Annotated in this window: 12 protein-coding genes; 3 read left to right on the forward strand and 9 right to left on the reverse strand. The window is 36.9% G+C overall.

Annotation, left to right across the window (positions count from 1 at the left end; all coding sequences use genetic code 11):
* Window positions 1-13 precede the first annotated feature (13 nt).
* The 4 genes from MHH73_RS17035 to MHH73_RS17050 all read right to left on the reverse strand — a co-directional run bounded on the left by MHH73_RS17035 (window position 14) and on the right by MHH73_RS17050 (window position 5,140).
* Window positions 14-2,482, reverse strand: a complete 2,469-nt coding sequence (locus MHH73_RS17035) for a DNA translocase FtsK (RefSeq protein ID WP_341068273.1) — start codon at window positions 2,480-2,482, stop codon at window positions 14-16.
* A 163-nt stretch (window positions 2,483-2,645) separates the two neighbouring features.
* A complete protein-coding gene (locus MHH73_RS17040) occupies window positions 2,646-3,455 on the reverse strand; it encodes a DUF1444 domain-containing protein (protein WP_225230352.1) in 810 nt (269 codons plus the stop codon).
* A gap of 342 nt (window positions 3,456-3,797) precedes the next feature.
* Complete coding sequence (locus MHH73_RS17045) at window positions 3,798-4,109, reverse strand: thioredoxin family protein (protein WP_341068278.1); 312 nt, start codon at window positions 4,107-4,109, stop codon at window positions 3,798-3,800.
* On the reverse strand, window positions 4,109-5,140 hold the full coding sequence (locus MHH73_RS17050) for a PTS transporter subunit IIC (protein WP_191809876.1): 1,032 nt from the start codon (window positions 5,138-5,140) through the stop codon (window positions 4,109-4,111). Before MHH73_RS17050 ends, MHH73_RS17045 begins: the two co-directional genes overlap by 1 nt.
* Before the next feature lie 559 nt (window positions 5,141-5,699).
* Here MHH73_RS17050 and MHH73_RS17055 point away from each other — a divergent pair.
* The gene (locus MHH73_RS17055; protein WP_095372218.1) at window positions 5,700-6,146 is read left to right on the forward strand and encodes a YtoQ family protein; all 447 of its coding nucleotides are present in this window, start codon (window positions 5,700-5,702) and stop codon (window positions 6,144-6,146) included.
* 137 nt (window positions 6,147-6,283) lie between these two features.
* Here MHH73_RS17055 and MHH73_RS17060 read toward each other — a convergent pair whose 3' ends face one another.
* Together MHH73_RS17060 and MHH73_RS17065 are read right to left on the reverse strand one after the other, a co-directional pair.
* Window positions 6,284-6,796 (reverse strand): DUF84 family protein, encoded by a 513-nt coding sequence (locus MHH73_RS17060; RefSeq protein ID WP_191809874.1) that lies wholly within the window; start codon window positions 6,794-6,796, stop codon window positions 6,284-6,286.
* Window positions 6,797-6,910: 114 nt separating this feature from the next.
* Complete coding sequence (locus MHH73_RS17065) at window positions 6,911-7,984, reverse strand: M42 family metallopeptidase (protein ID WP_341068284.1); 1,074 nt, start codon at window positions 7,982-7,984, stop codon at window positions 6,911-6,913.
* A 199-nt stretch (window positions 7,985-8,183) separates the two neighbouring features.
* On the opposite strand from MHH73_RS17065, the gene MHH73_RS17070 reads away from it, so the two are divergent.
* The gene (locus tag MHH73_RS17070; RefSeq protein WP_341068287.1) at window positions 8,184-8,495 is read left to right on the forward strand and encodes a PepSY domain-containing protein; all 312 of its coding nucleotides are present in this window, start codon (window positions 8,184-8,186) and stop codon (window positions 8,493-8,495) included.
* 67 nt (window positions 8,496-8,562) lie between these two features.
* Here MHH73_RS17070 and MHH73_RS17075 read toward each other — a convergent pair whose 3' ends face one another.
* Both MHH73_RS17075 and trmB read right to left on the reverse strand, forming a co-directional pair.
* Window positions 8,563-9,405: a YtnP family quorum-quenching lactonase gene (locus MHH73_RS17075; RefSeq protein WP_341068289.1), complete on the reverse strand. Its 843-nt coding sequence runs from the start codon at window positions 9,403-9,405 to the stop codon at window positions 8,563-8,565.
* A 378-nt stretch (window positions 9,406-9,783) separates the two neighbouring features.
* Window positions 9,784-10,422 carry a tRNA (guanosine(46)-N7)-methyltransferase TrmB gene (gene trmB, locus MHH73_RS17080; RefSeq protein WP_341068292.1) on the reverse strand — a complete coding sequence of 213 codons (639 nt, stop codon included), beginning with the start codon at window positions 10,420-10,422 and terminating at the stop codon, window positions 9,784-9,786.
* Between the two features lie 228 nt (window positions 10,423-10,650).
* On the opposite strand from trmB, the gene MHH73_RS17085 reads away from it, so the two are divergent.
* Window positions 10,651-10,929, forward strand: coding sequence for a YtzH-like family protein (locus MHH73_RS17085; protein WP_191809864.1), 279 nt, complete (start codon window positions 10,651-10,653; stop codon window positions 10,927-10,929).
* Here MHH73_RS17085 and MHH73_RS17090 read toward each other — a convergent pair.
* Entirely contained in the window at window positions 10,917-11,708 is a 792-nt protein-coding gene (locus MHH73_RS17090; protein WP_191809862.1) for a phosphotransferase family protein, read from the reverse strand. The two genes, MHH73_RS17085 and MHH73_RS17090, sit on opposite strands and share 13 nt — an antisense overlap.
* Between the last annotated feature and the right edge of the window lie 42 nt (window positions 11,709-11,750).

Consider the following 11,750-nt stretch of genomic DNA (forward strand, 5'->3'; position numbering starts at 1 on the left):
CTTTCTTCTAACATCATTCACTATTTTGTTGAATTTCATTTAGTTCCATTTCATTAATGAGGACATCTCTTGGCTTACTGCCTCGATTTTCAGATACGAAGCCTTGTTCCTCCATCATATCTATTAAGCGTGCTGCTCTGTTATAACCAATTTTAAACCTTCTTTGTAACATAGAAGCTGATGCCGCCTGATGATCAATCACAAAATAACATGCTTCAAAAAATAATTCATCTGTTTCTTCAGTTACTTTCGCTTTCTTTAATAACTCATCTTGTTCAAATAAATATTGCGGTTTCTGCTCTTTCCTCACATGTGCTACGACATCATCAATTTCTTGATCAGAAACAAAAGTTCCCTGCAAGCGAACTGGTTTTGATGAACCGTTTTCTAAAAAGAGCATATCTCCTCTACCCAACAGCTTTTCAGCACCACTAATATCTATTATTGTCCGTGAATCGACTTGTGAAGAGACAGAAAAGGCAATTCTCGTTGGTACATTTGCCTTAATGAGACCTGTGATAACATCAACTGACGGACGTTGAGTCGCTATAATTAAGTGAATCCCGCAGGCCCTTGCCTTTTGAGCGATACGACAGATGGCTTCCTCAACATCAGCTGGGGCCATCATCATTAAATCGGCTAATTCATCTATGACAATGACAATATACGGCAATTTTTGATTGTATTGCTTATTTATTTCTGCATATTCATTATAACGATTAATATCTCGTACGCCCGAATGAGCAAATAGTTCGTATCTTCTTTCCATCTCTTCTACTGCCCACTTCAGTGAGGCTGTCGCCGCTTTTACATCGGTTATGACCGGACTAACAAGATGTGGTATTTGATTGTATGGTGCTAATTCTACCATTTTAGGATCAATGAGCAAAAGCTTTAACTCATCAGGGTCCGCTTTATATAAAAGACTGATCAGAATAGAATTAATACAAACACTTTTACCAGATCCTGTTGCTCCTGCAATTAAACCATGAGGCATTTTGCGTAAATCTGTGACAATTGGATCACCAGCAATATCTAACCCTAATACAGCAGTTAATGGTGACTCCGATTGCATAAACTCTTCACTATGTATGATTTCGCTAATTTGTACAGGTCTACTTTTTTGGTTAGGCACTTCTATGCCTATCGCATGTTTTCCTGGGATAGGTGCTTCTATTCTAATATCTCTTGCAGCAAGACTGAGTTTTATATCATCAGCTAAATTTGTAATTTTATTTACTTTCACTCCTGGCTCTGGTTGCACTTCAAAACGGGTAACAGCAGGACCTTTCGTTACTTGCATCACATGAGCTCGGACATTGAAGTGATGTAGAGTAGCATTTAATAATTCCTCTTGTTCTAATAACCATTCTTCATCTGTGTCCATATTAACCGGAGGATCTAACAGCCTCATAGAAGGAAAAACATAATTAGGCAGATGTTCTTCTACTTCCTCTTGTCTATAAAAGTCATTTTTTTTTACTTGTGACGATTGATCAAATTCTACCGTCTCATTGACATTTAACCTTTTTTTATCCGATTGCAACATCATTACATTAAAAGGCAGGTGACTCCGCTTCTGTGATTGAAGAGACGACTTTTCAGTTTCTATCTCTTCTTCCACATTGACGTGAGCTTCTTCTATACTATCTATGCTTGTTTGTCCTTCATTCTGCACAACCTCTTCATACATCCGTTTCTCTTCAACTTCTTCAAACTGGTTGGAAATAGGAGCGGTGTTTTCAAGTGCGACAGCAGATTGCTCTTGTGAAACGATTACCTCATCTTCTTCCTGAAATGGTACTATTACTTGTTCAGGCTCATTGTTAGTAACGACAAGCGTTTCTTCTTCCATCCTCACATCCACTTTTTCCGGCTCATCGTATTGAGACAATTGATTGTATTGTTCCTCAAGTGGAGTAGATTCTTTTTTGCCACGAGCAATACCAAGGTCATATTCAATAGGCTCTATACTTTCATATTGCTCAAGTTTCGTTTCCTCTTTTATTTGACTTTTTCTTTGACCAAAACCATATATAGGAGAAGGTATTTCTGATGGTTTAAATGGCCCAGTATTCAGCTTAATCTCCGTTTTTTTTATTTGTTTCTTTTCTAATGGACGATGACTTTCTTGCTGATTTTCAATATTTTCTTTTGTTGCATGACTTCTTCTTTGTCTTGTTTGAGGATTTTTGCTTTCTATTGGCTTTTCGTCTGCTAATTTATTTACACGTTCCCTTGGCTTTCTTCTTTCCCGTGTCTCATCTGGAATGAGAGGAAAACGAAATTCACCTTTTGGATATTGATAAATAACTTTTGCTTCAATCTCTCTATGCGTATCATATGATTCTTTAGCTTGAATTTTTTTATTCGTGTTATTTGTAGGTTTCTCTTCTTGAGTTGTATTCGCTGGATCATATTCCTTGAACTCATCGGCATCATAGCCATTAAAGTAGGCTTTTATTCTTTTAAACCAATTCATTCTATCAACTTCCTTTTCTGTTCTAACTTATATTCTATCAGTAAACCTACTAAGAATGATAGCAATTATATAATCTGAGTTATCTTTGATAAGTTTTTGATATCATTGAAAAAGATGACATACAAATGAAAAATGGACCGCCTATAGCGACCCATTTCCATGGTTATTGTTTCTTTTTATTCTTACCTAAAATAAATATCGGCTCTAACTCGCCGTCTTCATATAAGAATGACAGTGCTGTAATCGGGACATGGCCACTTGCAAAAAAGCTCATCGTCATTTGCGCCAAGATATCATATCCTGTTTCATTCATGATATCAGCAATAATTAAGACATCTTGATGAGGAACAGCTACAGCCATATTTCCTTTGACCTTTGACGCCATACTTTTTAGAAAAGGCTCGTTTAAAATACGACTAGCGTCATACCCATCTTTTTTATTGAGGAAATAAAAATCGTTGCCAGCAACTTGATCTATTTTCATTTCTGTTGAAAGCGATCGAACATTAAACTGAGCAATTTCTTTTATTCGCTCTTTTTCCCAGCCTTCTTTTTTAAGCATTTTTTCATCAATTAAGCGGTAAGTGCTCCCTAAATCAAGCGCATAAAAAATACGCGTTTCTGCCGTATGCTCATCATATACAAAGGGAACCTCATCACCAGTTTCAAGCGGAAAGGAGGTGGAGCGAATAACGGGATAGATGTTTTTTTCTTTACCAGAAAAATGCTGTTCCCCTGTCATGGCTTCTAAGCCTTCTTCTACATAATAAACAACCTCATCAATCGCTTTTTCCTTTTGCTCTTGATATCTCGCAACAATGCCAGGCAATTCTATCGTAATCCCTTTGCCAGTATGCTTATTTTCTATACGTAATTGATCTTTTTCTCTATCGAAAGTCATTAGTCGATCATCTTTATGAAGACGCTTTTCTAATTCCTCTTTCATACGTTTACTTGTCATTTTATTCTTCATTCTTATCCCTCCTTACAGGGAAGATTTCGGTACTTAGTTTACACTAAAATGAGCAGAAACAAAAGTGTCCCGCTTCCATAACGGTTGATATGGCTATTATCGAGGTAAAACACATACCTCCATCTATCCTATATAAAACAACAGACAATTACGTGTCAATTAAAAGATGTAGCATTGAGAAATAGATCAACTATCTGAAATGCAAGGTAAATTCATATGCCATTTAAACAAAAATAATTGATAAAACGTGGTGTGACCAAGAAATAATTGCGATTTTCACCCATGTACAAACTTGGATTGTTAAAATAAAAAAACGGCCCCCTGTAAGGAGCCGTGCAATCTTTAAAGCGCTGCAATAAATTGCTCAATTTCATCCTGTGTTTTACGATCCTTACTGACAAAACGACCAAGCTCTTTACCATTTTCGATCGCTACAAAGCTCGGAATGCCGAAAATATCAAGTTCCACACAAAGATCGATGAACTCATCGCGATTCACATAAATAAATGTAAAATCACTATACTTATCAGCTACTTCAGGCATAAACGGTTCAATAAACCGGCAATCTCCACACCACTGTGCTGAAAACATTAAAATATATTTTCCGTTTTCCTTTAATTGTTCGTATTCTTCCATTGACGCTAATTTTCTCATTATTTTTCATCTCCCATATCAAGCTTCATATCGCCGAATTTAATCCAGCCTTTTTTTCTCATATATTCTGATATTATCAAGCTAATGATTGCAGGTCCAATAAAATGAATTAAAATCACTTTTAATAGTACGGTAAGACTAAATCCCATTGTAGTAAAAGTCATTATTTGGCCAACTAAGCCACTCGTACCCATTCCCGCACCAGCTGCCACATTTTCCATTTTAAATACGACAGTTGATATCGGCCCTAAAATAACTCCAGCGATTGTTGGTGGCAGAAGTATAAGCGGATTTTTCAATATATTAGGCATCTGTAATTTCGATGTACCAATACCTAATGCAACGAGTCCAGCAAATTTATTTTCACGATAGCTACTTGAAGCAAATCCTACCATTTGAGCTGCACAACCAATAGTAGCTGCCCCTGCTGCCAATCCATTTAAGTCTAGCATCATAGCTATTGCAGCAGAGGAAACTGGTCCAGAAATAGCAAAACCCATTAACAACGCTACAATAATCCCCATTAACAAAGGCTGTTGCTCAGTTCCCCACATGATGAGTTGACCGATACCCTTCATTAAAGAGTCAATAAGAGGGCCAATAAAAGCAGCTACCGTGTACCCTGAAAAGACGACAACCAGTGGTGTTACAATAATATCTAAACTTGTCTCTTTACTAACTAATTTGCCAATTTCAGTGGATATTAATGCAGCAATAATGGCTCCTGCTGGTCCGCCTAGTTCCGCTCCTGCTAATCCACTAACGGTTGCAGCAAACAAAACTAGCTGAGGAGCTTTTAAGCCATAGGCAACAGCACCACCAATAGCTGGTCCCATCATTCCCATCGCAAGTACACCCATCTCTATGAGAAAAGTAGAAAACGCACCAGCATTTATTTGTTCTCCAATTGTTTTAATAATGACACCGACAATAAGTGAAGCAAATAATCCGAGCGCCATATTACTTAACGCATCTATAAAATACACTTTAAAAGATAAGGATACACCTTTTTTCTTTAGAAACTCTCTCATCTCTTTTCCTCCGAACACTTAATTCTAACACTAATAAATCTTACCACATGTAAAGACAGATGTAATTGTATTATTTTTAGACGCTATTGTCGGCGTAGGGAAATAACTCAATCATATTCACATTACGTATTTTTATAAAATCGAATCAATACAAAGGGTGTGGTCTTTTGTTACATACATAAGCAGTTCCACCCGGAAAAGAAATAAAAAGAAAGAAGCATCAGACGAATCCTATCTGATATGAAAATAAGTGTTCAATTTGAACAAATTGCCAAATCTCAATTCTACTTAGGACAAATGAAAACACCTGATAGAAAAAATTTTAATGCCATACCTTAGATTTAGAGACAGGTGTCATTCCTCCAACAACCAATAATTAAATAAGCAAATATTTGGCACAATTAGTTTTAGTATTTTTATTGGCATTATACAATTTCTTCGCGGTTTTTTATTTATTAAGCAATATCCTCAATCCATACACATTGAATCTATTTAAATTTAATTTTCTTTCTTATTCCAATTGATGATAGAATAAGTAAAAACATAGAGGAGGAAGACAATGGAACTGAATGTATATTTAGCTGGGGAAATTCATTCTAACTGGCGTGAAGAATTGAAGGATAAAGCAAAATCACTACAGCTACCGGTTCATTTTTTCGGGCCTATGGAGAATCATGACCGTAGTGACTTCATTGGAGAAGAGATCCTTGGTAAGCAGCCTAATGCTATTTTCAAAGACGAAGCAGCCTCAAATATCAATAATTTACGCACTGAACTTTTATTGAAAAAATCTGATTTAGTGATTGCCTTATTTGGCGAAAAGTATAAGCAATGGAATACTGCTATGGATGCAAGTGCAGCTATCAACCAAAATAAACCGCTTATCCTCATTCGACCAGAAGAACTTCACCACCCTCTGAAAGAATTATCAAGCAAAGCAAATGTTACAGTGGAAACGGTCAATCAAGCCATTAAGGTACTTTCTTATATTTTTGAGGAAAAATAGAAGATTACTCCCTACCCGCCATTCATGTGGTGGGTATATTTGATTAAGAATTATGCCCAAAACATACATTTGTAACCCATATAAAAAACCAGCCACAAGATAAAACGGGCTGGTTTTAACCATTTATCACCAAGGCTTTATTCACCTCTATTGCGATATTGCCATTGACCATACAATAGCTTCACAAGATGGGTAAACATTTCTTCGCGGTTGATTTCATTTGCTGTAAATACCCCTATTGCCCCTTCTTGGCTACGGATATTATTTTTATTCGTAAAATCATCCATGACTGGTCCCAGTTCCTCTCCTTCAATCAGACGCTGTGCTATAGAATCGGGTAAAAGAATTCTTGCTCCACCTGCAACAATTGGCGTATGTCCTTCTACTGCAAGCGCACCCCAATTACATAGGAATAGACCATAATCTGTCTGCTGCACACCACCTTCTAGGCCGATACCAATCACTCCATCGCCTTCATATAATGCTCCCTTCGCCCTGTTAATTGCTCCTTGAATCGTTTCTTGATCAGTCATTGGTTGTTTAGCTACATTAGATGCAACATCAACAGCAATAACTTCACTATTCTCAATAAAAATGTTTTTAACTGCCTGTACTTTTGTAGGGTTTTTCGATCCAATATAGATCTTCATGATAGCCCCTCCTAGATATAGATATATTAAAAATCACCCTGTTATACTCATTTGCCATTGTAAAATTGAAAAAGGACCTCTTGTAAAGAAGTCCCATGTTACTTATTTGAAATTCTAACTGTTTTGACGAATGGTTTCAACTGTTGTGCGATCAAGGGATTTAATCAATGTGACAAGTAGTTCTTTCGCAGCAGCATAATCATCCACATGGATAATCGAACCGTGCGTATGAATATATCTTGAGCAAATACCAACAACTGCACTTGGGACACCATTATTTGTTAAGTGAACACTGCCTGCATCTGTTCCTCCAGGAGAAACAAAGTATTGATATGGAATTTGATGGCTTTCAGCCGTATCAAGAATAAATTCTCTCATACCACGATGTGTCACCATTGAGCGATCAAGAATTCTCAACAATGTTCCTTCCCCTAGCTGTCCAAACTCATCCTTCTTACCAGTCATATCATTGGCAGGACTCGCATCAAGCGCAAAGAAAAGATCCGGGTTAATCATATTAGCCGCTGTTTTTGCACCTCTTAAGCCTACTTCTTCTTGTACAGTTGCACCAGACCATAAATTAATAGGCAGTTTCTCATCTTTTATCTCCTCAAGCAATTCGATGGCAAGACCACAACCATAGCGATTATCCCAAGCTTTCGCTAAAATTTTCTTCGGATTCGCCATTGGTGTAAATGGACAAATCGGAACAATTTGTTGTCCTGGTTTAATACCGATTGCCTTCGCATCTTCTTTATTGTCAGCCCCGATATCGATCAACATATTTTTTATATCCATTGGCTTATTTTTTGCCGCATCATCTAAAAGATGAGGTGGAATGGAACCGATCACTCCAATTACTGGTCCATTGTCAGTCATAATCTGTACCCTTTGTGCTAATAATACCTGGCTCCACCAGCCACCTAATGTCTGAAATCTAATCATACCATTGTCTGTAATAGCTGTTACCATAAAACCAACTTCATCCATATGACCTGCAACCATTATCGTAGGATCTGTTTCTGCGCCTTTTCTCACGCCAAAAATACTTCCTAAATGATCCTGAACAATTTCATCTGAATATTTACTTAGCTCTTCTCTCATAAAATTCCTAACTAAGTGTTCGTTACCAGCTGCACCGGGAAGTTCTGTTAATGTTTTAAATAGTTCTAAGGTCTTCTCATTCATTATTTCCCACTCCTATTATTGAGCATATTGTATCCTATGTATATTACCATTCTACATAACTTTTATGACGCGTGCCACCTAGGAATGTTATTAGTTTTTAAATATTCAAATCTTTGCTAAGATAAAAGTGAAGCAATTAGCACTAGCAAAAAACATCTAAAAAATTATGTAGTTACTTTTTACTAATGGAGGTTTAATTATGAGCTGGAAATCATTTGTTTTGGGTGTAGGTGTCGGCCTTGTTGGCGGATATATCACGCGCGAAGTAATGACAGAGAAAATAGCAGCGTCACCTGAGAAGGCATTACAAAATGCAAAAGATGCTTTCAAAGAAAATGGAGAAATAAGTGGTTCATGGATTCATATGGAAAAAGAACCTTATCAAAAAGAAGAATTAAGTTATGAAGTGTATAAAGGAGGCATCTCCAGATATACTGGCGAAGATGTGAAGCAATATGAATTTGTTGCCGATGCAAAAACAGGTGTCATTATTGATGCTTACCCTATTTAATTTGTTCTATAATGAGCGCCTAAGCCTCATCGACGCAGATGCGTTGATGGGCACAGGCATTCATTCTTTATTTTTCCCTTTTAATTTCTGCAATGATTTCTTTTCCTGCTTGATTCCATTTAACCGCTCGATAAAAGGCATCATGATAAAAACTAAACCAGGCTTCTTTTTCCAATCCAATCTTCATCCACTCTTGTTTGGCAGAGATAGAATCCATCGGATAATCATCAAACGCCAATACCCATAGCACATTTTGGTGCGCATGTGTTGGCATAATATCGGCCATATGTATAAGCAACTCTTCTTTCCCCTCAATGATAATGATGCTATGTCCATCGCTATGGCCGCCTGTATGAATCATTTGAAGCGGTCCCATACGCCATTCTTTATCAAAAGTTACTACTTGTTGTTGTATACTTTGCCAATTTTCCTTCCAATACGTATTTCGTGAGCGAATATTCGGATTCCTCATTTCATTCCATTCGGTTTGCGAACAAATAATCTTCGCATTCGGAAATACAGAATGATAGGATTCTCCTTCTAATTTAGTCAAACCACAAGCATGATCAAAATGCATATGTGTCATGAGAACATAATCAATATCAGACGTTGTAAACCCTAGTTGGCGTAAGTCTTCTTCAATAAATGATTCTTCCCATGCACCGAAATTCCGCTTTTGTTTATCTGTAAACTTCCCATTTCCTAAACCGCTTTCAATTAACAGCAATTGATTATTCCATTGTATGAGGATTGGATCTGTTCGTAACTCAATTTGATTATTTTCATTACTGGGGTATTTTTTTGACCATAACGGTTTCGGTACTACACCAAACATCGCTCCCCCATCTAGATGATTAACACCACCACGGAGCCAAGTTAATTTTATATCGTCTATTTGTAAAGTATCCATTCTTTCCCCTCCCTTTCACACCATTAGTCTACCATATATACGCAATATTAAGAAATTTAATTATATACGGTATTTCATTTTAAAAATAAGAAAAAACAAGTCCAATTAAGCCAATTGGTATAGTCACTAAAAAGCTGTGAAGCAAGGATGAGAATTGCTAATTCATCGCTACATAGAAGCTCTCTTATCCGTTGACTTCCGTTAAAGGTTTGTATGCCAGAGACCTAACTTAAACCTTGGACCCAATTCATCCATTTTCACCTTTGCTTGTGTACGTATATTCTCAAAGAATCATGATTATAGAAGTGAAAAAGGTCTTTATCATCCATAAAACATGACGATAAAGACCTTTTTCTATTTCTGAGTGGCATTCTTACATTAACGATATTGCACTTCGCATCGGAAAATACGGCTACCTTTATTAGAGAACTTTTCCTCGTACTCTGTCATTATATTTCCTTCATAATTACTTTGGTGAAGGTCTAAGCTGACATATTTCAATATCATACCGTATTGGGAGAAACTCATTAAAGAATATTCGAATAGACCTTGGTTATCTGTTTTAAAATGAATCTCTCCATGTGGAGGTAGAATATCTTCATAAAGAGATAAGAATGTTTGATAAGTTAATCTTCTTTTTGCATGCCGTTTTTTAGGCCACGGATCTGAGAAGTTTAAATAAATACGATCAACTTCACCTTTCTCAAATACCTCACGTAACTCTGCTGCATCGATATTCATCAATTTTACATTCGGTAGCTCTTCTTCAATAATATGATCAAGCGCACTTACGATGACGCTCTCAGCTAATTCAATCCCAATATAATTAATCTCAGGATTCTGTTTTGCCATCCCAGTAATAAAACGACCTTTTCCCGTGCCAATTTCGATATGAAGTGGACGATTATTTCCAAAGCACGCTTGCCACTGTCCTTTTTGTTCTTTTGGCTCTTGGATAATGTATTGTGGATAACTGGCAAGTTTTTCTCTCGCCCACGGTTTATTTCTTTGTCGCATAATTACACCTCTATATTCAATTCATCTTTCAAAAGATAACATGCAATGTAAAAGTGTGCAAGCTCCTTTAAAAGGAGTATCATACTATGCAGTCTTGAAAGGACACACATCACCTGATGAAAAGACTCACTTCACCCCCCCCTGATAATTACACGTTTTTGTATGTATAAAAAACGAAAGGAATCACAATCTAGTTGTGATTCCATAAAAAGAAAAAGGGTGAGTAAAATGCCGATTAGTCAAAAAGACCAATTAACATTGCTGCAGGATCTATTAAGGAACCATCACACAGATGCCTGTGGCTCCAAATCAGAATGTGAACAAATTGCTAGGCTTGTACAATCCCTACAAAACCAAGAAAATGTCCATCAAGATTTACTTCCTTTATTAAACGATGTCGATCAATATAGTAAAAACGGTATTGAATCATCTAATCTAAACGAGCATATTTCTTCTAGCAAAGAGGATCTCTCACAATGGGTCGATACAATGAATCAACTTATATAATCTAAATGAAGCCTTCTTTCCAACCCTTGGATTAGATTATTCATTTCTTGAAAACGGAATTTACTTTTATGCCATTGAATACTATCCAAGGCTTGGAACAATGCATACCACTTCATTCGCAAGCGCAAATCTTCCGTCAACACCATGCCATATAACTGAAGCCATTCATTCCATTGCTCATATGGAATATAGGCATATAATAATGTGCCAATATCTATAGCCGGGTCACCGATCATTGCTCCATCCCAATCTATTAAAAACAATTGATTATCCTCGGATAATAGCCAATTATTATGATTCACATCACAATGACACACAGTTGCTACATCCGTTTCAATCGCGTTCACTGTGTCTTTTAAAAATGTTAGTGACTCAGCTACTAATGGAATTTCCAATAAGTCTTGATCCAATTCCGTTAATAGTGATTGTAATACTGTTTCTGGATGAATGGCCGATTTTCCTAACCTAGTTAACATGGCAAGCAATGGTCTTGATGAGTGAATTTTCTTTAACAGCTTGGCTACGCGCTCGCTATTCATTTGCGATTGCCTAAGCTCACTCCCACTCATCCATTGCTGAGCAGTAAATACATCTCCATTCTCCATCCTTTTCGTCCAAACAAGCTTCGGGACAATTCCTTCAGCAGAAAGCACGGCTAGAAAAGGAGAAGAATTCCTTTTTAAAAATAATCGCTGTTCATCATGTTGTGCATAATAGGCTTCTCCAGTTGCACCACCAGCCGGGATAATCCGCCAGTCATCCCCGAAAAAATTTTCCAAAATAGTTCACCTGCAATTTACTACGCCATTTATGAATAGCTG

Origin of the sequence: Cytobacillus sp. FSL K6-0265 (assembly GCF_038003465.1) — a bacterium.
In the GTDB taxonomy this organism is placed as follows: Bacteria; Bacillota; Bacilli; order Bacillales; family Cytobacillaceae; genus Cytobacillus; species Cytobacillus stercorigallinarum.

Coding starts and splice junctions, on each gene's coding strand:
- MHH73_RS17055 (WP_095372218.1), top strand. CDS start 5,700: ATGGAACTGAATGTATATTTAGCTGGGGAAATTCATTCTAACTGGCGT.
- MHH73_RS17070 (WP_341068287.1), top strand. CDS start 8,184: ATGAGCTGGAAATCATTTGTTTTGGGTGTAGGTGTCGGCCTTGTTGGC.
- MHH73_RS17035 (WP_341068273.1), bottom strand. CDS start 2,482: ATGAATTGGTTTAAAAGAATAAAAGCCTACTTTAATGGCTATGATGCC.
- MHH73_RS17045 (WP_341068278.1), bottom strand. CDS start 4,109: ATGAGAAAATTAGCGTCAATGGAAGAATACGAACAATTAAAGGAAAAC.
- trmB (WP_341068292.1), bottom strand. CDS start 10,422: ATGCGACAAAGAAATAAACCGTGGGCGAGAGAAAAACTTGCCAGTTAT.
- MHH73_RS17040 (WP_225230352.1), bottom strand. CDS start 3,455: ATGAAGAATAAAATGACAAGTAAACGTATGAAAGAGGAATTAGAAAAG.
- MHH73_RS17085 (WP_191809864.1), top strand. CDS start 10,651: ATGCCGATTAGTCAAAAAGACCAATTAACATTGCTGCAGGATCTATTA.
- MHH73_RS17050 (WP_191809876.1), bottom strand. CDS start 5,140: ATGAGAGAGTTTCTAAAGAAAAAAGGTGTATCCTTATCTTTTAAAGTG.
- MHH73_RS17060 (WP_191809874.1), bottom strand. CDS start 6,796: ATGAAGATCTATATTGGATCGAAAAACCCTACAAAAGTACAGGCAGTT.
- MHH73_RS17065 (WP_341068284.1), bottom strand. CDS start 7,984: ATGAATGAGAAGACCTTAGAACTATTTAAAACATTAACAGAACTTCCC.
- MHH73_RS17075 (WP_341068289.1), bottom strand. CDS start 9,405: ATGGATACTTTACAAATAGACGATATAAAATTAACTTGGCTCCGTGGT.